The following is a 21,974-nucleotide window of genomic DNA, read 5'->3' as shown; positions in this document are numbered from 1 at the left end:
TACGATGAAGATCATGACGGTGCTGGGTACGAGACCTGAGATCATACGGCTCAGCCTGATCATCTCCAAGCTGGACCAGTACGCGTCCAAACATATTCTGGTGCACACGGGACAGAACTTCACGGAAAGTCTCAGCGGTCTCTTTTTCAAGGAAATGGGCCTGCGCGCACCGGATTACGTTCTTCAGGATGAAGCGGCCACTCTGGGACGACAGCTGTCCTCGATGTTTACGCAGATGGAAGATCTGATATTGCAGGAGAAGCCCGATAAATTGCTGCTGCTTGGCGATACCAATAGCGCATTATGTGCAATATTGGCTGAGCGCATGGGTGTTCCTGTTATTCATATGGAAGCAGGCAATCGTTGCTTCGACCTGGATGTGCCTGAAGAGAAAAATCGTAAGGTTATTGATGCCATCTCTACCGTTAATATGCCTTACACGGAACAGAGCAAGAAACATTTGGTCAGCGAAGGGGTACCAAGCAGGCGCATCGTGCTAACGGGCAATCCCATCTATGAAGTCATGCAGCACTACGACGCGCAAGTAAGTTCCAGCAAAATACTGAAGAAGCTCAAGCTGAAGTCCGGGCAATACTTCCTGGTTACTGCCCATCGAGCCGAGAATGTGGATCATGCCCCTCATTTGCTGGAGATTATGAAAGGGCTGAACCAGGTCGCAGAGGAACACGGGTTACGTGTGATCTGCAGTATTCATCCGCGTACCGCGATCCGGATTGCGGAGCATCTGCATCTGGAGATGAACCCGCTGGTGGAGTTTCACGAGCCGTTTGGATTCTTCGACTTTGTAATGCTTGAACGTCATGCACGCTGTGCACTTACGGATAGCGGTACCGTACAGGAGGAGTGTTGCATTATGGGCGTGCCGACCGTAACGATGCGTCGAACTACCGAGCGGCCGGAAACGGTCGATTGCGGTAGCAATGTCGTCTCCGGTCTGGATGCCGCGCGCATCGCTGATTGCGTGAAAGTCATGACAAAGATGCCTGCCGATTGGGATTGCCCGCAAGGTTACAAAGCCACAGATGTATCCAGTAAAGTGGTTAAATTTCTGCTTGGAGGGAAAATGCATGTTTGAAAATAAGCGTATACTCGTGACTGGCGGTACGGGATCATGGGGTTATGAACTTGTGGCTCAACTACTGCCCCAGCAGCCCAAAGAAATTATTGTATATTCCCGGAACGAGTCTAGCCAAGTGGCTATGAGTCGTGAATTTGAAGACCCGCGTCTTCATTTCCGGATTGGAGATATTCGTGACAAGGATGCCCTGACGGCGGCTTGCCAGCATGTGGACTATGTATTTCATCTGGCTGCGCTCAAGCATGTTCCGGTGTGTGAAGACCAACCGTACGAAGCACTCAAAACCAATGTGATTGGTACACAGAACGTAATTGAGGCGGCTATTGAGAACAAGGTGGAAAAAGTAATCTATATCTCGACTGACAAGGCTGCCAATCCGTCCAACTTCTATGGCATGACAAAAGCGATCGGCGAGAAATTAATTGTATATGCAAACTTGTTACACAGCGATACCAAGTTTGTTACGGTACGGGGTGGGAATGTACTGGGAACAAACGGCAGTGTGGTACATCTGTTCAAGAATCAGATCCGCCAGAAAGGGCAGGTCTCCATCACGGATATGAGTATGACTCGATTCTTTCTTACGCTGAAGGATGCAATTACCTTGCTGTTCAAAGCTTCGGTGGAAAGTGTCGGCGGAGAGATCTTTGTCATGACGATGCCTACCTGCAAAATCGTTGATCTTGCGGAGGTGCTGATTGAGGATTCCGGTGTGGAGAATGTGAGCATTGTGGAACGTGGCATTCGTCCAGGGGAGAAAATCCATGAAATATTGATGAGTGAATTCGAGAGCATGACCACCGTTGTCTACGATGAGCAGTACCTGGTTATTCTTCCTACCCTGGGTATACCGGGTCTGCGTGAACATTATACCAATTGTCCCCCGGTCTCCTTTAACAGTTTCAGTTCTGAACACCAACTCATGACCAAAGAGGAGATTCGTGAAATTCTGAAACGCGGAGGATTCTTGTCATGAAACTGCTGATACTTGGTGGAAACGGAATGGCCGGCCATATTTTGGTCGACTATTTCCGCCGTCAAGGTGTACACAGCGTCTTCTACACATCTCGGGATGTAACGGACCCCAATGGTCTGCTCCTGGATGTGAACGACAGCTTCATGGTTGATCGATTGGTAGAAGCTGTGCACCCGGATGTGATTATTAATGCTGTAGGTGTGTTGAACAACTTCGCAGATGAGGACAAAATTACTGCATATCATATTAACGGTTTCCTGCCACATCGTCTGCGGCGGGTTGCAGATACGATTGGTGCACGCTTAATTCATATCAGCACGGACTGTGTGTTCAGCGGAGAACGGGGAGCATACCGGGAAGATGATGTTACGGATGGGACTTCAGCTTACGCCATCACCAAAGCACTTGGCGAAGTCCAGGATGAAGGTCATCTGACGATCCGTACGTCCATCATTGGACCCGAGATTCGGCAGGGCGGCATTGGTTTGATGCAATGGTTTATGTCCAGCACAGGTGAAGTCGGCGGGTATACCCGCGTATTCTGGAACGGTGTGACCACACTTGAGTTGGCCAAATGGGTAGACCATTACCTGGCCTCATCGGTTAGTGGTCTGATCCACTTAGCTCATCCGGCACCTGTCAACAAGCATGACCTGCTTGTATTGTTCAAGCAGACCTGGGATAAGCAGGATGTGACGATTGTGCGTGATGACAGTGTAGTGCAGGACCGTACGCTGGTGTCCACTCGCGAGGATGTGAAGACAGACCTGCCGGATTATTCTACAATGCTGAAGGAGTTGGCATTATGGATGGAGCAGAGCTGAGAGGCAAGAACGTACTGATTACAGGCGCCTCCGGTTTTACCGGGCGACATGCCGTATCTTATTTTCGGGAAGCGGGTGCAGTGGTTGCGGCGGTAGTCCGGAGGCCGGATGTGTATTCATTTAGTAAAGGTACTCAGGTCCATGTCTGTGATCTGAACGATAAACAGCAAGTACGTCATCTGATCGGCGAGGTGCAGCCCGACTATGTGCTGCATCTCGCTGGCAAAAATTCAGTGCCTGATTCGTGGTCTGATCCGCTACTGGTCCTGGAGACCAATGTGATGGCCGTGCTGTATTTGCTGGATGCGCTTCGCAGTTGTCCGACAGCACGAACCGTTATTGTAGGATCGAGGTTAAAATATACGCCGGAACCTGGCCGGATTCCTCAGCCCCCGCATCCATACAGCCTCAGTAAAGCGCTGGAAGAGATGGTGTCCTTGTCGTGGATGTCGCTCTTCGGACAACAGATCATGTTGGCAGAGCCAGGCAATCTGATTGGTGCGGGTCCTTCCACAGGCATCTGTTCACTGCTTGCACGCCATGTTGTTGCCTGTGAGCAAGCGGGCAAAACCGAGGCATTCCGTCTGTCCGGACGGGACAATACCCGTGACTTTCTGGATGTGCGGGATGCCGTAAGAGCGTATGCAACCCTCCTGGTACACGGGTCCAGCGGTACAGTTTACCCGGTGGTGTCTGGAGTCGAGCGCAGTCTTGGTGAAATTGCAGATCTGCTGTTGTCCATGACAGAAGCGGAAGTCCCTGTTCGCTGGGATGGGGCATCTTCTGGTCCGGATGGTTCGGGAAAACAGGAGGAATTATCACTGCTGCGCAAGCTTGGCTGGCAGCCGATGATTCCATTTGCCTCATCGCTTCAGGATATCCTGAGTGATGTTCGTGTCCAGCAAGGGAGGACGACAAGTTGAATCCGAGAGTATCCATTGTCATTCCATTCTACAACTGCCCTTATGTGCCTCAGGCGATTCAGAGTGCGCTGAACCAGACGTATCCCGATGTGGAAATCGTTGTTGTGAATGACGGTTCAACCCGGCATGCAGAGTTGCTTCAACCCTATCTTCCTTATATTAATGTGCTTGGCAAAAGCAATGGCGGGACGGCTTCGGCACTTAATCATGGCATCCGCCATGCCTCTGGTGATTATGTAGCCTGGCTCAGTTCGGATGATTATCTGTACCCTGATAAAATTCGTTATCAGCTGGAGTTTATGCAGCGTGAGAATGTGCTCGTCTCACATACCAACTTTCACTATATCAACGAGCATTCGGCAGTTACCAGAATGCATGGTGGACCTGAACCGATGTCGGATATGGATTTACTACGACGGTTTGTTAACGGCAATCCGGTGAATGGCTGCACGGTCATGATCCGCAAGGATCTCTTTAGCGGAGTGGGGCTGTTCAATGAACTTCTTCCCTACACCCATGATCTGGATCTCTGGATGCGTATTTTACTGAACGGTCATCGGTTCCCATACCTGAATGAACCACTTACTGCCTATCGGTGGCATGGTGGAATGGGATCGGTACGTCATGCGGATGTCATCGGCAGAGAGGCATCCATGGTATGGTCCAGATATCGGGAACCGCTGTTGCAGCGAATAGCGACGCTTGGCGGGTAGCGTAGGGAGGGCAGTTAAGAAAGCCAAAAGATGGCTGATTAACGCCCTCTTTGCGCAGCATTTTACCTAAGACAGTAAGAGGAGGGGAAGGCCCGAATGGAGCCAAAAGTATCGATCGTCATTCCTTTTTACAATTGTGCTTATATCGAGCAGGCTGTTCACAGTGCCATTCACCAGACGTATCCGCATATCGAGGTCATCGTAGTGGATGATGGGTCAACCGAGCACGTGGAGCGGCTACAGCCATTCATGGATTCCATCCGCTATATTCACAAAGAAAACGGTGGAACCGCGACAGCATTGAATGAGGGCATCAAACATGCAACAGGGGATTACTTTGTCTGGCTCAGCTCAGATGATGTGATGCTGCTGGATCGGGTGGAGAAACAACTGAAGTTCATGCGAGAGGTCAAGGCTTCATTCTGCCATGGTGCCTACCATTATGTGAATGAGAAGAGTGAATGGTTGGATACGGTGCATCCGGAAGTGGGCAGTCGTCTGGAGATGTTGCAAGTACTGCTGGAAGGTTGTCCGATTAACGGCTGTACTGTCATGTTAGAGATGGAAGCATTTGAGCGGTTCGGACTGTTCGACACTGATTTTCGCTACACCCATGACTATGAGATGTGGATGAGGCTGTTTCCAATGTATGAGCTGTTCTACTACAATGAACCTCTGATGTGTTACCGATTGCATGAGTCGATGGGAACCAAACGTCATTTCAAGGCACTGGTTGCCGAGATGGAAAAAGTTCAAGAGAAGCATCGGCCTATTCTGTTTAACTTGCTTCAGGTTGGCGGGTACTGGAAATAGATGGATTTGGCAACGATGGCTGAATGGAATAGGTGTTAAATGGACAGGAGAGCACCCTTATGAAGCACTTTTTAAGTGTTATAAGTGGAAGCTCTTTTTTGCTTTATGGACAGATTTCGTGGACAGAAAGGGTGATCGATTGCTGAAGTCTTTGTATAATGAAATGATTCATACACGGAAGGGACTGGACTATGCGCAGATATCAATATCTTAAACCCAACTATTAATAAACTAATGGAGGTAAGAGTATTGATTACAGAGTTACACACAGAACGGTTATATTTGCGAAAAATGGACGTATCGGATTCAGCCAGCTTGTTTAAAATTTGGTCTGATCCGGATGTAACTAGATTTATGAATATCAGTCATTTTACGGATGAAAATCAAGCCATAGCCATGATTAATCTTCTGAATGATCTTGCTCAGGAAAACAAGGCCATTCGGTTCTCTATCCTTGCGCAAGAGTCCAACGAAATCATAGGTTCCTGTGGTTATAATTCACTGGATTTTGACAATCTTAAAGCAGAAATCGGGTATGACATTGCCAGATCACACTGGGGGAAAGGATATGCTACGGAAGCGATTTCTTCTTTGTTAGCTCACGCCTTCTCGACTATGAAGCTGAATCGAATAGAAGCAAAGGTGGACCCCGTTAATGTGAATTCTATCAAGCTATTACAAAAGCTCAATTTCACATATGAAGGCACCCTCAGAGCATATGAGAGGGCAGGCGAAACGTTCAGTGATCTGAATATGTATTCCAAGTTGGCGACAGATTAATAAGATCTGTAATAGCGTGTTCTCGGTCCGTTAGAACACATTTGAAGCATTCAAGGGGTGTCCTCAGTCATTCATATGACAGATGGGACACCCCTTGTTTGATATTTCGGTATGTTATATAAAGACGGCATATCATTGGACGACTCAATCTTTTGAATTCATGATCACCATCGATGCAGGATCGGGAAATACATATCCTTTAGGCAGCTTCTGTATCAATTCGTTCATTACAGCGTAATCCACGTCGATGTGAGGTGTGGAAACAGGAGTCGAAAACCAGCGATTGTATAGATCACTTGGTACAAGTAACGTCATACCGTATGTCCTCCTCTGTAAATGGCTTCTTGGTAGACTTGAAATGTACGAAATCCCATCACTTCCAGTGAACGGTGTTGTTCAGCCCAGGCTTTCGCCGATGCACCCACTGTTCTCCGGGTAACATTATCCTCAAGTAGTGCATCCAACAGTTCACGAAGCGAGTCGACATCCTGCGGAGGAACAACCCATCCCGTACGTCCAGGTTCAACCATCTCAGGCATGCCGGCTGTACCACTGACGATAACAGGTACACCCGCCAGTTGCGCTTCGGTAACGGAGAACGGCTGGGTGTCCTGCAGGCTGGGTTGGACATAGATGTCTGCATGGCGCAGGAAGGAAGGAATATTGTCCAGCTTGCCCCAGAACACAACATCGGCTCCAATACCCGTTGAAGCGGCCTGTGACCGCAATTCATCGGTTAGATTGCCTTCTCCTGCGATCCAGCAGACCCAATCGGAACGTTTACTTTTCAGACTGGCTAAGGCCTTGATTAACACATGAACGCCCTTGATGTATTCAAGTCGTCCGGTAAAGGCAATGACTTTCTTGCCAGCAGGTGGTCGCTGGCGGAACTTCACAGCTGCTGAGGCACGGTAGGCTGGCAGATCTACAGCATAGGGAATCTGTCTGAACTTTGATTCAGGAACGGCAAGCTCTGTAAGCGTACTCTTGATCCAGTGGCTTGACACGAGAATGAGCTCGGACTGTGCTGCACTTCGTTCTTCCAATGAGAGGAAATAACGTCCACGCTTGGATTGCAAATATGAAGGGAGAGTAAGCTGTGGGTTGGAATTTTGAGCATCGTAAAAGGCTTCGCGTGCAAGAGCGCCATGATAGCTTGTAACCAGTGGGATATTGCGGTTCAAGATGCGTTTTATGGCTACGGCAGCTACCGGATCTTGCGCATGAATAACATCATAGTGGTCCACCCCCAGATAAGCGGCCGCCATCTCGAAGGCATATCTATTCAGTTCATAATAAGCGAGAAGAGGATCGGCAGTGAATTGTGGCAAATCAGTCGGATTGAGTTTGGCTTGCAGCATGGGCCATACCTTATCCTTGGAGAAAGCACGGTTCAGATTACGAACATATACTTCGTTATTGGCACCATTTGTGCCCATGATATCAACCTCTACACCAAGTGCGATTAACCTGTCGGCCAATTGTTTAACATATGTCCATATGCCTCCCATATGTGTAAGCTCCCAATACGTAACGAGCAGAACTTTCATAGCGACCTCCTTGTCACGGCCTGCACCGGCCGAGCTTCTATCCTTTTATTCTATGAAAAAAGAGGACCGGAAGGTCGGGCATTTCCGTGTAATTGGTCGAAAATGGGTGAATGCAAATGGCAATGGACGAGAGGAAGCATATCCTATGTACAGGAAGGTTCATGTGCTCCGAAGGAGGGATCTACAGTGGCGGTATATTTACTTGAGATTCATGAGAATCTGTTACAGACAGTTGTTCCCGTCAAGTACATGGATGTGGAGTTGGCCTATGTGGGCGGCGAGGAAGGGACGGATGTATTTGTTGGTGGAGCCAGTATGCACGGAGAACTGTACCGACACCTTTTTCACCTAACGGCATATTCGGGGGGAGCGGGCGGTAATCAGGTCATTCATAATCTGGATGTGTCACCCGAGCCTTATGAACTGAGGGTCATCAGCAACAGTTCTTCACCGAATCATTTGGTTATTCGAATATATTGCAGAAGTATTCACGGTCAGACATTGGGCATACTGTCAGAATATCAGATGATGAAGCTTGCAGATTGATATGGACATCATTGAATAGTCATGAATAACCAACGTATGGAGCAGGGAAGGTGCCTGTTCCATTTTTTTGTGGTGTATCCATAGTAGAAATGCCTAAAAAAATAGCTTGACAGCAAAGGTATTTTCATTAGAATTAGATCAGTATTAAACGAAAGTTTAAAACGACGATTTAAAACGATAGTTTGAAATTAGTCGTCAATATAGGCTGAGTGAGACGCATGGGTAAGCCTGCGATCTCCTGGCTGGAAAAGAGTGTGGAGAACGTGAAAGAACAAACAGCAGTATCCCAGGAGCCCGCAGAGTTTTCAATCAAAACGATTATACTGCCACTCCTGGCAATTATCGTCGGTATGATCATGGTTATACTGGACAGCACGGTGGTGAACGTGGCCATTCCGAATCTGGTTCAATATTTCGAGACCGACCTGAAGACCATCCAATGGACGGTTACGGGTTACACTCTGGCTTTGTCTGCAGTTATTCCACTGGCAGGCTGGTTAACGGACCGTTTTGGTGCCAAAAGAGTATTTCTGTTCACGATTGCCATGTTCACCTTGGGTTCTGTGTTATGCTCGATTGCCCAATCACCTGAGCAATTAATCATTTACCGTGTTATTCAGGGCCTTGGTGGAGGCATGGTTGCCCCTATTGGTATGGCAATGGTCTTTCGTCTGGCTCCTCCTGAGCGAAGAGGTTCCATCATGGGGATGCTGGGAATTCCGATGCTGCTTGCCCCTGCATTGGGTCCGGTGTTGTCCGGGTGGTTTATTGAATCACTGAGCTGGCACTGGATCTTCCTGATTAACTTGCCCATTGGTATTGCAGCTTTCATTCTATGTATCAAGTTTTTGCCTGATACAGATCGTGGACGCACACCTGCACTGGATCTGCTCGGCATGATTCTGGCGCCAATTGCGTTCTCGATGCTGGCCTACGGTGTGAGTGAGGGTGGAACGAGCTGGACATCTACAACAACGCTGACTGGTGTAATTGTAGGTGGTGTGGCGCTCATCTTATTCATTATTGTAGAACTTCGTCATCAAAATCCATTGCTCGAACTCCGGGTATTCAAATCATCTGATTTCTCACGGGGGATTGTACTCGCATGGGTGTCTCAAGTGGCACTGTTCGGTGCGATGATCCTGATCCCGCTCTACTTGCAACAGATCAAAGGATACACTGCACTGGAAACTGGATTGATTCTGCTGCCACAGGCATTGGCTTCCGGAGTGGGTATGCCGCTTGGTGGTCGATTGTTTGATAAAATCGGTGCTAGACCTCTGGCCTTTGTGGGTCTGGGTATTATCTCGGGAGCATTGTTTATTCTATCCTCCATCACTGCGGAGACAGGTCTTGGCCTGATTATAACGGCTCTGGTTATGATGGGTCTGGGTATGGGCTTGTCCATGATGCCACTCAATACGCATGTATTAAATGCTGCACCGCGTAAGTTGGTTGGACGGGTGACACCGCTCACGGCCGCTGCACAGCAAGTGGTCGTGTCCTTTGCGGTTGCAGGGCTTACAGGCTTCCTTACTTCAAGAATCGCAGACAATACAACGAGTACGGAGCCGACCGCTATCGTTCATGGTTTGGTGGCTGGTTTCAATGATACGTTCTTCCTGGCCGCTTGTATTGCATTGTTCGGATGTTTGCTCAGTCTGATTCTGCGCAAACCTAAACCGATGCCGGAAGAAGAACTTCAAAATGGCGACAAGCCTGATCCCGCGATGATGATGGGACACTAAGATTTCTTAAAAACCATACTAAGGCAGTTCAGAGAAAATTTTGCTGAACTGCCTTTTTGCTATATTCAATGGAAAATTCGCAGTGCTGTCATCATTTCACGGAAAGAAATGGCATATCGATCGGGTGAAAAAGACAAGCTCATATGCTGTCTGCCCTGAATGCGAATATAGTCACGCAGTTTCTTGTTATCCATGAGCTCCCTTGCTTCGGCTACAGCTGCCTTTACATTTCCAATCGGATAAAACTTACCAGTCTTATTATGTGTGATAAATGAACGTACACCATCCGAATCCGTGCTGAGCACCGGGCAGCCACAACTGATGGCTTCAGCGACGGCATAGCCGAATCCTTCAAGCAATGAAGTGGATAACATGATCCCCCCTGATTCGGCAATCATGGAATAGTATGCAGGCATCTGAGAATGTGGAACATTGATGAAGATGCCAATCCGATCCTCAAGTCCGTATTCTACCAGCATGTGCCGGAACATGACCTCATCTTCTGGATTAGCCAAAGTTGGATCGTGGAATAACCATAGTCTGGCTTTTGGATTTTTTTTGACGATTTCACTTGAGATGATTAAATATTCACGCCAGTTTTTGTTGTGTTCAAGTCGTCCTACCCAAGCCAGCACCGGATAGGGTGGGGTATCCACCAAAATGGGTGCGAAGGTGTTCGTATCCAGCATATTGGGAATAACAAACCGATGAAGCCAAGGACAGATATGGATGAACATATCCAGCAGATGGTCTGTGGGAGGTATAACGGCAGCATCGCAATGGGCTTGAAGGTAAGGGACACCCATCTGTATCGTTTCCAGAGCTTGATCGCGTGTTCCGAGTCCCTGCGCTTCAAAAATAATTCGTCCGGTATAACCAAGTCCTCTCAAGCGGCCGGGCATAGCGATGTCTGAAGTGGCAATGATGGCATCATAATGATGAGTATGAATGATATGATGAATATCCTCGTCACTGGACGCGGTGAAAATGGGCGTATCACTGTTGTTCTGCAATCCCGAGCCTGTGTTGAGATACAATAGGTGCGCTTCAATGCCGTGGCGTTTCAGAACAGCGGTGCGCAGTCGATTTAACGTATCCACGCCACCGCTCGGAACATAAAACGTGAATAATACTTTCACACGATTCACCCTCTGACTTTTGGTCAGGAGCACATTCTCCTGTACTCTATGTTACGTTGGCTTTAAGCGCAGGGTGTGGGTGTTGGTCAGAATGTTCACATTTTGGACAAATATTTTTAAGCTGTCTTTTAAGTGTCATTAAGCTGAGGCTAGGATAGCTCACGTAAGATACAAGGAACTTCCCGTGTCTATCATCTAACCTGAACGATGGTGCACGGGTATTTTAACGGGAAAGGATGAATGATGTGCTCGAAGTGAAACAGGTCAGCAAAGTTTACGAAGGGCAACGCGGCGTACATCAACTGGATTTCACCATGGAACGTGGTGAGATTGTTGGCTTTCTCGGGCCAAATGGTGCCGGAAAAACAACAACGATGCGTATGATTACGGGCTATCTGCATCCAACCGCGGGTACCATTATGGTGGATGGGGTATCGGTGCATGAGCAGGGTCAGCGTGTTCGTTCCAAGATTGGGTATCTGCCTGAAACTCCGCCACTGTATCCGGATATGACGGTGCAGTCCTATCTTAAATTCGTAGCCAATTTGCGAGATGTCCCGGCACGTGAGGTTAAGCTGCGTGTCAGTGAGATGGTTAGTAGATTGGGACTTCAGGGTCGGGAAAGGCAAATGGTACGTGGGTTATCCAAAGGATACAAACAACGCCTTGGGCTGGCAGGAGCCATTATTCATAAACCGGATCTGCTGGTTCTGGATGAGCCAACATCGGGCCTTGATCCAAATCAGATTATCGAGATCAGAGATCTGATTCGGGAACTGGGAGAGAACCATACGGTGCTGCTCAGTACGCATATTTTGCCTGAAGTGAGTACGCTCTGTAATCGAATGTTGATCATCAATCAGGGACAGCTCGTGCTGGATGGTTCACCTCAGCAATTCGGATCAGCAATGGGGGATCAGTTCAAGGTGTCGATTGAAGTGAAGGCCACTGCGGAGCAATTACATAATGTGCTGACCCCATGGGAGAAGGTGCGGAGTGAAGTCATTCAAGCATCGGATGCAAATCACACCAAAGATATTTCACTTAATTCAGATTCAGCGAATACGGTTAAAATGCTGCTTACTGGAGAAAACTCGGAAGATTTCCGGGAGGAGCTGTTCTACCTTTTGTCTGGTGCAGGATTACCGATCCTGGAGATGAAGAAAGAGAACCTGAGTCTGGAGCAAATCTTCCTGAAGCTGACCACAACCGAGCCCACAGACACAGAGGCAAATTCGGCAGATGTGGATAAGGTTGTTGGGGCAGAGATGGATCAGGACGTAACTTCGGACATCGACTCGTCGAGTATATCGGGAACATCAGTGAGTACAGCAGCCGATACTTCGCCCCAAGCTCACAAAGGGGAGGATTCCAAATGAGACGAATGATGGCGGTATGCAATAAAGAGCTACAAGCTTATTTTCTGTCTCCGACGTCCTATTTTGCTTTTGCCGTATATGTACTGATGACCAGTCTGCTGTTCTATTCAAGCTTTGTATATTACCAGCCGAGTATTGTCGATTATCGTCTCGTGTTGGGCGATACGTTGTCCATGCTGCTGTTTGTCGTGCCATTGTTAACGATGCGACTGGTTGCAGAGGAATTTAGACAGGGAACGGATGAGTTGTTGCTGACTTCTCCGGCACGGGTAACAGAAATTATTTTTGGCAAATATCTTGCTTCTCTGGCCATTCTGGTCGTGCTCATCCTGTGTAGTCTGGTGTATCCATTCATCATGTCGTTCTATGGGACATTGGATATGACGACAGTATGGATGTCTGCGCTGGGGTTATTTTTCCTGGGCGGAAGCATGATGGCGATTGGATTGTTCGCTTCTACATTATCCCAGCATCAGATGGTGTCTGCGGTGGCGGGTTTTATTATTTTGCTCGTTTTGTGGATGCTTGATTCATTCGCAGGCAATGCGGGATCTGCTTTGCAACAGTGGCTGGACCCATTTGCTCTGACCAACCGGTTCGACAGCTTCATGAAAGGTGTACTTAGTGGACCGGATATATTGTACTATGTCACACTTTCAGGTGTGTTTCTGCTGTTAAGCATTCAAATTGTGGAACGGAAGCGGTGGAGGTGAGAAGATGAAAAAATGGTTAAGTCATACCAACAGTACCGTGCTGTCCGTAGCGGTGATTGGCATCTTTATTTTGCTAACACTGTTCCTGAATTCACTTGGCGGCTTCCAGCTGGATCTGACCTCCAACAAACAATACACGTTATCTGACCAGTCCCTAACTGCGATCAAAGACGTAAAGGATGACGTCAACATTCTGGTGTTAACCGTCGAAAATGCCAACAACACCGTCCTGAACCGTGAGGTCACGGATATGGTCGAGGAATACACGAAACGCAATAGCAAGTTGAAGCTAAAACAGTATAATCTGACGCAAGAACCTGCGCTTGCATCCAAATACGGCATAACAGGCAGCTCCATTGTGCTGGAGCAGGGAGATCAACACAAAGTGATTGATATCGCCAGTTTGTTCACTGCGACAGGTGACGGCAGTGACGGATCATATCAATTTACAGGTGAGGAAAAGCTGACACAGGCGCTCATGAATATGTCATCCACCGAGATGCATAAAATGGTCTTTTTGACCGGACATGAAGAGCTGAGTCTCGCTCAGATGACTACGCTGAAATCCTCCTTGGAACAAAATAATGTGCAGACGGAAGAGTTGCAGTTGAATCAGGCCGGTAAGGTTCCGGAAGATGCAGATGTGCTTGCCATTATAGGTCCACAACGTGATCTCAGTGATGCAGAAATGAAGGCCATTCGCACCTATCTGAGTAATGGAGGCAAGCTGTTATTATCCCTCGGATTTGTGGAAGATATGAAATCCAGTTGGAAAAACATCGATGCCCTGATGGCTGACTATGGCGTCGTTGACGAGCATGCGGTCATGGTGGATAACCAGCAAGCCAGTACGATGGGGCCACTCTGGGTGGTGCCGGAGTATGGTACACATGCAATTACGGACAAACTTGCTGCAAGCCAATTGTATCCGATGTTGTCGTTGTCGATTGCGCTGACCAGCAAAGAACAGGATAAATATACCCTTTCACCGTTAATTCATTCTTCGAATGACAGTTATGGGGAGACAAATATCGGCGGCTTATTGCAGAATGAAACAACCAATGATGCCGAAGAGGACATTCAGGGACCCGTTGAATTAGGGTATGCAGCCGATACGACGGATGGCAAACCGAAGGCGGTTATTCTGGGCTCGTCCATTTTCATGCAGGATTCGGAAATTGCGAATGGCGGCAATCGGGACTTTATTTTGAATACGGTAAACTATCTGAGTGAGAAAGAAAATGGATTGACGATTCGCCCACGGGTACAAGCCGGGTATGAGACGGCATACCTGAATGGCGAGCAAGCCAGAACGATATTCTTCGTGGCTATTGTAGCGTTCCCACTTATCTTTGTTATCATCGGTGTACTCTTATGGTGGAGGCGTAGACGGGTATGAGAAAATGGGTCCCAACAATTCTGGTGGTCATCGTACTGATTGTGGGCTGGGTGTACGCGGCCAGTCAAAATTATTTTCGAGAAGAAGAAGCGGTACAAGCCAAATTGCTCGGTATTCAATCCGGGGATATTCAATCTATCACAATACATGACACTACTGAGGAGACATCCGGTGCAGCAGGATCTTCGACTTTGTCGCTTGAAAATGGCGTATGGCAGATGGTTGAGCCAAAAGCCTATCCTCTGAACGGTTACAGTGTAAGCAGCTGGCTGGATGCTCTGAGTGGTGCAAATCAGGAACTGGTGGTGGAAGAATCGCCGACGGATCCGGATAAGTACGGATTAGGTACAGATGCTACACGTATGGATATCAAACTCAAAGATAATCGGGAGATCAAACTGGCTATTGGCGGACAGCTTCCAGCAGATGATGCACGGTATGTACGCGTAGATGAGGGTCCCGTAGTTGCCGTACAGACAGAGACGATTACCAATATAGCCTTGTCTCGTCGTGATTTATTGGACACGACACCTTTCAACATGGATGAGACGAATGTTGAGTCTCTGGAGTGGGAAGGTGAAGCAGCTACCTGGATGTTAACATCGACATCGGAGAACGATGCGGCAGAGCAGACTTGGACAGTGAATGGAAAAACGATTGAAGCCACAGATGCCGTATCTCTTATCGGCAAAATCAAAAACCTGTCGACAGCAGATGATGTGCGCAAAGCGTCCGAGCTGAAGAATTCGGTTCCACGATTCACTCTGTCTGTTGAACAGACGGTTGATGGGCAACAAGTTAGAGACGTGTATCGGGGACTTACAGTGCCATCCGACCCGGATCAGATCTGGGTCATTACGCCAGATGGTCAATGGGCATATGGCATGGATGCGACAAGTCTAACGGAAGCCGAGAAATTCCCGGATACAATTAAAGCATCCACAACTTCGTCGGAAGAGTCATCGAGTTCTGCAAATGACGCAACGACATCCTCATCAACAGACGGGAAATGAGCGGGGCGGAAGATAAGTGATATTATTGAGTTAAGATGCAATATTATTTCGAGGCAGTGCTGCGAACAAGCAGCACTGTTTTTTTATTTTATATAGCGAAGAAACTCACTGTCCACAGATCAAACCTAAAGGCCAATAAGCAAAGACTCAAACCAGAAGACCCAAACCAGAAGACCTGAATCTACAGGGTAAGGTACCATATCCTTTCAGCATATCGGTACGTACAGAAGCGCATCCTATCTTTGTGACCAAAACCAACAGACATTGGAGGATGAGTACATGCCAGCAGTCAAAAAGGCAACAGCTATTACGTTATCATTATCTACTGCGATCTTTGTAATGGCCGGTTTGACAGGTTGTGGCACGAATCGGGATACCAACAATATGCATACACAAAGTGTTCGTCAGCAAGCCAACGGCATTAACCGTTATGGTGTGGAAACAAATGGCATGGATGGCATCCGTGCGAAAAGTTATCGCATGCATAATGTGACTGACCTGAAATCCAGTGAAGAGCTGGCAAAACGCATCACGGAGATGAAGGAAGTTAAATCCGCCCGTGTCATGTTAACGGATCGTAATGCTTATGTGGCGGTTCGTTTGGCAGATGGTCATGCAGGCAAGTTGGAGAGCAAGTCCAATGGTCGTACGAGCATGCTGAATGGAACAATGCGTAATCATGCCAGTGATACCATGCGTGGGGGCAACATGAATCACGATATGGGTGGTATGCGTGTGAATGGCGGTACGGGAACAATGTCTCCGTACAGCACTAGCGGAATTGCTCCAGGACTGAACACAAATTCAGCAACGGATCGCAGCCATATGGGTAATGACCGTGGCATTTATGGCACGATGGGCACAGGAACAATTGGTATGATGCGTGGTCTGACAAACAGCGGCAAAGCACGTGGGACGGACGATGGGCATTATGGTATGAAAAGTGAAGGACAACGTGTAGATAGCACGGATGATAACACATCAGCTGAGATTAAAGGCAAGATTTCAGCCAAAATCAAGCAGTTTGCACCAAACATCGAGAATGTATATGTATCAGCCAATCCGGATTTTGTGGAGCATGTCGAGAACTATGCCACAGATATTCGTAACGGTAAGCCCGTTAGTGGCATGATCGATACGTTCCAATCGATGGTGGAGCGCATTTTCCCAACGAACGGTACGGATACCAATCACCGTGATGGCATCCTTGACGATGGCCTGATGAACCGTAATCACAACGGTGGTGTCATGAACCGAATGGATCGGTAGTTTTTTAAGACATGAACAAGTGTGCCTTTGCGCAGATGGTAACATCCGCTGCAGGGGCATGTTTGTTTTACATGATCTCAACAGGATACACTTTGAATGTTTCTTCAATAAATTCAGAATATTTGTCTTCCATATAGACTAAATAGACTAACGAAATGAAGTACCATCTAATATTCTTGCGCTCCTAAAAGAATTATGTTCTGCTCTTACGTCTAAGTGCAGAGTTTTTAGTGAATAATAAAGGGGATTGAAATTAGGGTGTGGAATAGTTATGGATTAGAATGAACTTGGAAAGAAAATTCTGAACAGATCCAGATAAGGCAAGAAATGCACGCGCAAATGTGAATGGTGGTGAGTGTATGAACGAGAAAATTGTAGTTGCTGCAATGCGAGTATTTGAAGAACAGCATGGTTTTGCTCGAACAAAAGATTTTATAGAAGCGGGCGTATCCCCTTACTACATAAAAAAACTGGAGTCCGCTGGTGAAATTGAACGGGTAAAACAGGGGATTTACCGACAGTCTGGTCAATTTAATGAACCGCCCCATGAAATGGTTGAGGTATCCAAACTTGTTCCCAAAGGAGTTATATGTCTTCTCTCTGCGCTCTCCTTCTATGAACTGACAACTTACAATCCATGGGAATATCAGATTGCTATTCATCGTGGCGGTAAAAAGCCAAAGCTTCCAGACTATCCTCCTATTAAAGTAATCTATTTGGCAGATGCTCAATACAAAATTGGAATTGATGAAGTCTATATTGATGGCTCGGCAGTTAAAATTTATGATCGTGAGAAAACAATTTGTGATATGGTGAGATATCGTGAGAAGATTGGAATTGACTTGATGAAGGAAGGGCTGAGGAATTACCTTCAATCCCCCCACAAGAATATAACAAGGCTTGTCTCCTATGCTGATAAGCTACGAATTCGAACGGTTTTGCAAAAGTATCTGGAGGTGCTGATCTAATGAGTGAAATTAAAAATATTCCCGCCTCTGTTTCTGAACGTTTGAAAAATATAGCTAAAAAATCAGGAAAAGCATTTGATACCTTGCTGTTGCTTTATTTTCAGGAGCGTTTCTTATATCGTTTATCCATTTCTGAGTACAGGGATAAATTCATTTTAAAGGGCGGGTTGTTTTTGTTCTCACAAACTCAATTCAAGGCACGTCCAACCAAAGACGTTGATTTTCTCGCCAGGCAGATTGCTAATGAACTGGATTTATTAAGAGAGTCGTTTGTCTCCATTTGCTCAATAGCGGTTCCTACGGATGGTATTGTATTTCAGTTGGATGAACTGACAACGGAGAGAATTAAAGAAGATGCTGATTATGAGGGAGTAAGAATTAAAGTAACTGCTCTTTTAGGGCGGATGAGAAAAAGTTTGCAGTTTGATATCGGATTTGGTGATGTGGTGGTCCCGAAGCCCCAGCTTATTGAATATCCTGTTCTCCTGGATATGACAGCACCACAAGTTCAAGCCTACTCGAGGGAATCCGTCATTTCAGAAAAATTTGAAGCCATGATCACATTATCTGTGATGAATAGTCGGATGAAGGATTTTTATGATATTTATACGCTGTTAACAACGAACAACTTTGATGGTCGAATCCTTCACGAGGCAGTGTCCGAAACCTTTCAACAACGGGGCACAATATTTGAAAAAGAGCATCCTCTGTTTCATGAAGAATTTGCTGAAAATGAAGGTCGGACAAAACAGTGGCAGGCTTTTCTGCGTCGTTTAGGGGTTGAAGAACAACTTGCATTTCAGGATGTGATGGATGCTCTTGTTTCTTTTCTTGAACCTGTTTATCATTCAATAATTGATGAGAAAGAGTTTTTTAAGCATTGGAGTTATACCGAAAGGGCTTGGAAGAACAATAACTGATTAATACATAAGTTTTTGAACTATGCACCAACTATTTTAGAGGGATGTATGCAAATTACTGCCCATTTTTCTTATAAAACTGAACCAACGCCCTTGACCTGACATAAGATGAGTTGACTGTATCCCCTTAACCTTGTTACACCAACACAACCCGAGCAAGGAGGGGTGAACATTGAAGGGTATCGATCATAAAAGCAAATTTTTGTTGACCCACCGTGAACGCGAAGTATTCGAATTACTGGTTCAAGACAAAACAACGCGTGACATCGCAGGGCAGTTATTCATCAGCGAGAAAACGGTGCGTAACCATATTTCGAATGTGATGCAGAAACTCAATGTTAAGGGTCGTTCGCAGGCAGTTGTCGAGCTGATTAAGCTTGGAGAACTGAAGATTTAGTTGCGAATTACAGTTAGGATTAAGTAGCAGCATGAAAGCCTTTCTCTATTCTTTGTCATGAAGAATGGGGCAAGGCTTTTTTGCTGTTGATTATAGTTTATTACATCAGATGATCCGTGTTCCGAGATTGAGTCACCCAACCATGGTGTACAAAATAAGCCACGCAACGACAACCATCAAAGGTTATCATTACATGGCTTATGTTGAAAATTGAACAATCATTAATTCAAAGCCGACTTTGCATGAGGCTCCTGAGAAAAATTCCTCTACAACCTCAACATCGCTTCTGCTCGTATGAAATACATATAACTCGCGTGTCGGATGGAGCTTGTGCAGTTCTTTGTAACCGCTCCAGGCTTCTTGAGGATTATCATAGTTTTGAATAACAGCTATTTCCTCTAGTTGACGGAAACGGTTGCTGGAGCTTGCCTTGATTGCTTCCACAAGCACAAAACGATCTGGGTGTAATTCAGTAATCTCTCCCCATTTCATCGGCGTCACCTCGCTTGGATAGTCGTATTTTTATTATAGCATAGTCGTTTAAGGGTGTAGGAAGTAAGCACGTTAATTGTAATTATGTGGTACCTTGTAGTTATTGAGAGACCTACATAGCAACAGGGCGGGGATATGAATATCTCGTTAACCGTTTCGGCCCGAATCAATGGTTTGAAAAGACATTTGAATCTTAAACTGCATTGAAAATGAAAGGATGAGCTGTGTGGACCACTTTTTAAGTGAATTTGAAAATCAATTTCTAGCGGGGTTTCTACCTGATCTGGAAAAAACGCTGGCTAAGGTAGAGCACGAGAAAGTATATGCTTGTGCCTTTGGAACAGACAGTGATTGGGTAACGCTGTTCATGGCGGTAAATACAGAGGAATCCCTGGCTAAGCATATTACCAATATGAAGGAACAGGGGTTGTGCGACAGCGAGGAGGACGAAATCTATTACAGATGGGGCTGCTCCGAATATCAATATGGCGAGGATACGCACTTTAACCACATCAGTCGATTGTTGTATGCAACAGAAGATGTCCAGAAGTATAAGGATGAGATCATTCGAATCATCGTCAAAGTTGTGAATGAGACAGCAGATGACGTTTTCGCCCGATATGGACAAACCAAAGCAGACATTACGTTTTTCGTTTCTCTCACAGATGATGATCTGGCGGAGGAAATTGAAAATCAATCGGTCCATCAAATGACTGTACCCGGCTTAGCCAGCAAATTCTTAAAACGATATGATGACATTAATTAGAACGAATTGAATCTTAGTACCGCGAAAGTCTTTCCTATTCTTTAACTAAACTAAAGAAGGAAGAGGCTTTTTTGTTTGAGCGTGAAAAAATGAAACAACCGAATCCATACACTTATTGATTCCTATTCATTTGAAGGAACGTCCTCCATCTTTTCTTCGAAAATGGCTGATAAAAGAGCTGCTCCAATTCCTCAAATTGTGCTTCGTTCAGATGAAGATGGAGTGCTCTTTTCGCAATTTTTGCGGCAGGCTGGGAAGCGGATTTCCTTCCTCCGGCTTTTCGTTTGATCGGAATATGAAATTGCAGCAGGTCTTCGAGCTGATTCCAGCCTTCCCAACTCAGCCTACCTCCGCGTTTCCAGTCGATGGCATAGAGGGCATAATAGGCATGTGCTTCTGTTGGTTTGCTAGCAATAATCCAGGTGGAAGGACTGAACTTTTTCCGTTGTCTTCGATTCATTGAATTGCTCCTTCTCTTACGAACATATCTCGATTCTCAATATAAAGGACATCAACTATGCGTATCAAGCAGGTCAGGGTCTATACACGCTCAGCATCATTGCAAAAGTCATGTTAAATTCCTCTTGATTTGCAGGATCGTCTTGATTAAAATGAAGTTATAAAAATGATTTTCTTAATTTATTAGAAATAAATAAAAATAATTTTCATAAAGTGAGGACCTCATGGCAGCCATATTACGTGCGTTGCAGCAAGAACTGAATAACCTTCCGTCTCAGGAGCGACGTATTGCCGAAGTCATTATGCAATCTCCCTCGGATATTCCAGGTTGGACGATTAGTCATCTGGCAGAGCAGAGTGGCACAAGTGCGGCGACGGTGACCCGCTTTTGCAAGTCGTTTCATTTCAAAGGTTTTCCCGATTTCAAAATGAAACTTGCCGCAGAATTGTCCCACGCATCCGATGAAACGGCGTATCAGGATATTGTAGCGGGCAATTCCCTATCCAAAATTGTTGAAGCTATCGAAGCCAACCACCTCGCGTCGATTGCAGATACCACCCGTTTGCTGGATTTGGGCAGATTGGAGCAGGCAGTGCAATTATTGTGTCAGGCTCGCCGCATCGATCTGTACGGTGTAGCTACCTCATCGATTGTTACACAGGATTTCTATCAGAAACTGGTGCGGATTGGCAAGAGCTGTACGGCTTTTTCCGACTCACATATGCAGATTACATCCGCATCTTCGCTCGCGGAGGGAGATGTGGCGATGGCCGTATCCTATTCAGGCGAAACACCCGAGACCATCGATGCCCTGCATTGTGCCAAAAAAGCCGGAGCTTCTACGATTTCACTGACTTCCTATGGCAGCAACACGCTTGCAACGGTATCGGATATCCCACTATTCACCTCTTCTCTGGAAGAAGGCATGAGGCGTGGAGATATGGCTTCACGTATTGCACTGCTGCATGTGGTCGATATTTTGTTCACAGGCATGGTAAGTGCCGACTTCGACCGTTTTATCCCCAGACTGGAACAATCCTATCATAATGTGCAATCTTATCGAGTCCAACACAACGGAGGTGCCTGA

24 protein-coding genes are annotated in these 21,974 nt (G+C 46.5%); 19 read left to right on the top strand and 5 right to left on the bottom strand.

The window, feature by feature from the left end:
* Positions 1–4 precede the first annotated feature (4 nt).
* The 7 genes from wecB to MKY87_RS09700 all read left to right on the top strand — a co-directional run bounded on the left by wecB (position 5) and on the right by MKY87_RS09700 (position 6,128).
* The gene (gene wecB, locus MKY87_RS09730) at positions 5–1,096 is read left to right on the top strand and encodes a non-hydrolyzing UDP-N-acetylglucosamine 2-epimerase (RefSeq protein WP_339789250.1); all 1,092 of its coding nucleotides are present in this window, start codon (positions 5–7) and stop codon (positions 1,094–1,096) included.
* A complete protein-coding gene (locus MKY87_RS09725; RefSeq protein ID WP_017692517.1) occupies positions 1,089–2,075 on the top strand; it encodes a polysaccharide biosynthesis protein in 987 nt (328 codons plus the stop codon). Before wecB ends, MKY87_RS09725 begins: the two co-directional genes overlap by 8 nt.
* Positions 2,072–2,899 carry a dTDP-4-dehydrorhamnose reductase family protein gene (locus MKY87_RS09720; RefSeq protein WP_340964191.1) on the top strand — a complete coding sequence of 276 codons (828 nt, stop codon included), beginning with the start codon at positions 2,072–2,074 and terminating at the stop codon, positions 2,897–2,899. Before MKY87_RS09725 ends, MKY87_RS09720 begins: the two co-directional genes overlap by 4 nt.
* Positions 2,881–3,822, top strand: coding sequence for an NAD-dependent epimerase/dehydratase family protein (locus MKY87_RS09715; RefSeq protein ID WP_340964189.1), 942 nt, complete (start codon positions 2,881–2,883; stop codon positions 3,820–3,822). Before MKY87_RS09720 ends, MKY87_RS09715 begins: the two co-directional genes overlap by 19 nt.
* The gene (locus tag MKY87_RS09710; protein ID WP_338588418.1) at positions 3,819–4,535 is read left to right on the top strand and encodes a glycosyltransferase; all 717 of its coding nucleotides are present in this window, start codon (positions 3,819–3,821) and stop codon (positions 4,533–4,535) included. Before MKY87_RS09715 ends, MKY87_RS09710 begins: the two co-directional genes overlap by 4 nt.
* Before the next feature lie 96 nt (positions 4,536–4,631).
* Positions 4,632–5,348, top strand: a complete 717-nt coding sequence (locus MKY87_RS09705; RefSeq protein WP_338588417.1) for a glycosyltransferase — start codon at positions 4,632–4,634, stop codon at positions 5,346–5,348.
* 249 nt (positions 5,349–5,597) lie between these two features.
* Positions 5,598–6,128 carry a GNAT family N-acetyltransferase gene (locus MKY87_RS09700; RefSeq protein ID WP_340964186.1) on the top strand — a complete coding sequence of 177 codons (531 nt, stop codon included), beginning with the start codon at positions 5,598–5,600 and terminating at the stop codon, positions 6,126–6,128.
* A 144-nt stretch (positions 6,129–6,272) separates the two neighbouring features.
* Here MKY87_RS09700 and MKY87_RS09695 read toward each other — a convergent pair whose 3' ends face one another.
* Positions 6,273–6,443: a hypothetical protein gene (locus MKY87_RS09695; protein ID WP_340913248.1), complete on the bottom strand. Its 171-nt coding sequence runs from the start codon at positions 6,441–6,443 to the stop codon at positions 6,273–6,275.
* Positions 6,440–7,678 (bottom strand): glycosyltransferase family 4 protein, encoded by a 1,239-nt coding sequence (locus tag MKY87_RS09690; protein WP_340913250.1) that lies wholly within the window; start codon positions 7,676–7,678, stop codon positions 6,440–6,442. The genes MKY87_RS09695 and MKY87_RS09690 overlap by 4 nt, the downstream gene beginning before the upstream one ends.
* A 186-nt stretch (positions 7,679–7,864) precedes the next feature.
* Here MKY87_RS09690 and MKY87_RS09685 point away from each other — a divergent pair, with 186 nt between their 5' ends.
* Entirely contained in the window at positions 7,865–8,224 is a 360-nt protein-coding gene (locus tag MKY87_RS09685; protein WP_340913252.1) for a hypothetical protein, read from the top strand.
* 218 nt (positions 8,225–8,442) lie between these two features.
* Entirely contained in the window at positions 8,443–9,972 is a 1,530-nt protein-coding gene (locus tag MKY87_RS09680) for a DHA2 family efflux MFS transporter permease subunit (RefSeq protein WP_340964184.1), read from the top strand.
* Positions 9,973–10,037: 65 nt separating this feature from the next.
* Here MKY87_RS09680 and MKY87_RS09675 read toward each other — a convergent pair whose 3' ends face one another.
* A complete protein-coding gene (locus MKY87_RS09675) occupies positions 10,038–11,120 on the bottom strand; it encodes a glycosyltransferase family 4 protein (protein ID WP_340913257.1) in 1,083 nt (360 codons plus the stop codon).
* A gap of 236 nt (positions 11,121–11,356) precedes the next feature.
* Between MKY87_RS09675 and MKY87_RS09670 the strand changes: the two genes are divergently transcribed.
* The 8 genes from MKY87_RS09670 to MKY87_RS09635 all read left to right on the top strand — a co-directional run bounded on the left by MKY87_RS09670 (position 11,357) and on the right by MKY87_RS09635 (position 19,169).
* Complete coding sequence (locus tag MKY87_RS09670) at positions 11,357–12,490, top strand: ABC transporter ATP-binding protein (RefSeq protein WP_340915417.1); 1,134 nt, start codon at positions 11,357–11,359, stop codon at positions 12,488–12,490.
* Positions 12,487–13,203: an ABC transporter permease subunit gene (locus MKY87_RS09665; RefSeq protein ID WP_340964181.1), complete on the top strand. Its 717-nt coding sequence runs from the start codon at positions 12,487–12,489 to the stop codon at positions 13,201–13,203. Before MKY87_RS09670 ends, MKY87_RS09665 begins: the two co-directional genes overlap by 4 nt.
* A 4-nt stretch (positions 13,204–13,207) precedes the next feature.
* Positions 13,208–14,602 carry a GldG family protein gene (locus MKY87_RS09660; RefSeq protein ID WP_339789270.1) on the top strand — a complete coding sequence of 465 codons (1,395 nt, stop codon included), beginning with the start codon at positions 13,208–13,210 and terminating at the stop codon, positions 14,600–14,602.
* Entirely contained in the window at positions 14,599–15,615 is a 1,017-nt protein-coding gene (locus MKY87_RS09655; RefSeq protein WP_340964178.1) for a DUF4340 domain-containing protein, read from the top strand. Before MKY87_RS09660 ends, MKY87_RS09655 begins: the two co-directional genes overlap by 4 nt.
* A gap of 279 nt (positions 15,616–15,894) precedes the next feature.
* Positions 15,895–16,884 (top strand): YhcN/YlaJ family sporulation lipoprotein, encoded by a 990-nt coding sequence (locus tag MKY87_RS09650; protein WP_339789275.1) that lies wholly within the window; start codon positions 15,895–15,897, stop codon positions 16,882–16,884.
* A gap of 359 nt (positions 16,885–17,243) precedes the next feature.
* On the top strand, positions 17,244–17,852 hold the full coding sequence (locus MKY87_RS09645; RefSeq protein WP_076211329.1) for a type IV toxin-antitoxin system AbiEi family antitoxin domain-containing protein: 609 nt from the start codon (positions 17,244–17,246) through the stop codon (positions 17,850–17,852).
* Entirely contained in the window at positions 17,852–18,772 is a 921-nt protein-coding gene (locus MKY87_RS09640) for a nucleotidyl transferase AbiEii/AbiGii toxin family protein (protein WP_340964173.1), read from the top strand. Before MKY87_RS09645 ends, MKY87_RS09640 begins: the two co-directional genes overlap by 1 nt.
* Before the next feature lie 172 nt (positions 18,773–18,944).
* Positions 18,945–19,169, top strand: a complete 225-nt coding sequence (locus tag MKY87_RS09635) for a helix-turn-helix domain-containing protein (RefSeq protein WP_017692532.1) — start codon at positions 18,945–18,947, stop codon at positions 19,167–19,169.
* Positions 19,170–19,367: 198 nt separating this feature from the next.
* Here the strand turns inward: MKY87_RS09635 and MKY87_RS09630 are convergent, their stop codons facing one another.
* Positions 19,368–19,661 carry a hypothetical protein gene (locus tag MKY87_RS09630; RefSeq protein WP_340964170.1) on the bottom strand — a complete coding sequence of 98 codons (294 nt, stop codon included), beginning with the start codon at positions 19,659–19,661 and terminating at the stop codon, positions 19,368–19,370.
* Positions 19,662–19,887: 226 nt separating this feature from the next.
* On the opposite strand from MKY87_RS09630, the gene MKY87_RS09625 reads away from it, so the two are divergent.
* On the top strand, positions 19,888–20,427 hold the full coding sequence (locus tag MKY87_RS09625) for a DUF4303 domain-containing protein (protein ID WP_340964167.1): 540 nt from the start codon (positions 19,888–19,890) through the stop codon (positions 20,425–20,427).
* Between the two features lie 112 nt (positions 20,428–20,539).
* Here the strand turns inward: MKY87_RS09625 and MKY87_RS09620 are convergent, their stop codons facing one another.
* Positions 20,540–20,887 (bottom strand): hypothetical protein, encoded by a 348-nt coding sequence (locus MKY87_RS09620; RefSeq protein WP_340964166.1) that lies wholly within the window; start codon positions 20,885–20,887, stop codon positions 20,540–20,542.
* A gap of 223 nt (positions 20,888–21,110) precedes the next feature.
* On the opposite strand from MKY87_RS09620, the gene MKY87_RS09615 reads away from it, so the two are divergent.
* A complete protein-coding gene (locus tag MKY87_RS09615) occupies positions 21,111–21,974 on the top strand; it encodes a MurR/RpiR family transcriptional regulator (RefSeq protein ID WP_338706930.1) in 864 nt (287 codons plus the stop codon).

Origin of the sequence: Paenibacillus sp. FSL R7-0198, from assembly GCF_038000415.1 — a bacterium.
Taxonomy (GTDB): Bacteria; Bacillota; Bacilli; order Paenibacillales; family Paenibacillaceae; genus Paenibacillus.
The sequence above is the reverse complement of the archived record's forward strand: the minus strand, read 5'-3'. Positions and strand labels throughout refer to the sequence as shown.

Coding starts and splice junctions, on each gene's coding strand:
- wecB (WP_339789250.1), top strand. CDS start 5: ATGAAGATCATGACGGTGCTGGGTACGAGACCTGAGATCATACGGCTC.
- MKY87_RS09725 (WP_017692517.1), top strand. CDS start 1,089: ATGTTTGAAAATAAGCGTATACTCGTGACTGGCGGTACGGGATCATGG.
- MKY87_RS09720 (WP_340964191.1), top strand. CDS start 2,072: ATGAAACTGCTGATACTTGGTGGAAACGGAATGGCCGGCCATATTTTG.
- MKY87_RS09715 (WP_340964189.1), top strand. CDS start 2,881: ATGGATGGAGCAGAGCTGAGAGGCAAGAACGTACTGATTACAGGCGCC.
- MKY87_RS09705 (WP_338588417.1), top strand. CDS start 4,632: ATGGAGCCAAAAGTATCGATCGTCATTCCTTTTTACAATTGTGCTTAT.
- MKY87_RS09695 (WP_340913248.1), bottom strand. CDS start 6,443: ATGACGTTACTTGTACCAAGTGATCTATACAATCGCTGGTTTTCGACT.
- MKY87_RS09690 (WP_340913250.1), bottom strand. CDS start 7,678: ATGAAAGTTCTGCTCGTTACGTATTGGGAGCTTACACATATGGGAGGC.
- MKY87_RS09680 (WP_340964184.1), top strand. CDS start 8,443: ATGGGTAAGCCTGCGATCTCCTGGCTGGAAAAGAGTGTGGAGAACGTG.
- MKY87_RS09665 (WP_340964181.1), top strand. CDS start 12,487: ATGAGACGAATGATGGCGGTATGCAATAAAGAGCTACAAGCTTATTTT.
- MKY87_RS09660 (WP_339789270.1), top strand. CDS start 13,208: ATGAAAAAATGGTTAAGTCATACCAACAGTACCGTGCTGTCCGTAGCG.
- MKY87_RS09655 (WP_340964178.1), top strand. CDS start 14,599: ATGAGAAAATGGGTCCCAACAATTCTGGTGGTCATCGTACTGATTGTG.
- MKY87_RS09650 (WP_339789275.1), top strand. CDS start 15,895: ATGCCAGCAGTCAAAAAGGCAACAGCTATTACGTTATCATTATCTACT.
- MKY87_RS09645 (WP_076211329.1), top strand. CDS start 17,244: ATGAACGAGAAAATTGTAGTTGCTGCAATGCGAGTATTTGAAGAACAG.
- MKY87_RS09640 (WP_340964173.1), top strand. CDS start 17,852: ATGAGTGAAATTAAAAATATTCCCGCCTCTGTTTCTGAACGTTTGAAA.
- MKY87_RS09630 (WP_340964170.1), bottom strand. CDS start 19,661: ATGAAATGGGGAGAGATTACTGAATTACACCCAGATCGTTTTGTGCTT.
- MKY87_RS09620 (WP_340964166.1), bottom strand. CDS start 20,887: ATGAATCGAAGACAACGGAAAAAGTTCAGTCCTTCCACCTGGATTATT.
- MKY87_RS09615 (WP_338706930.1), top strand. CDS start 21,111: ATGGCAGCCATATTACGTGCGTTGCAGCAAGAACTGAATAACCTTCCG.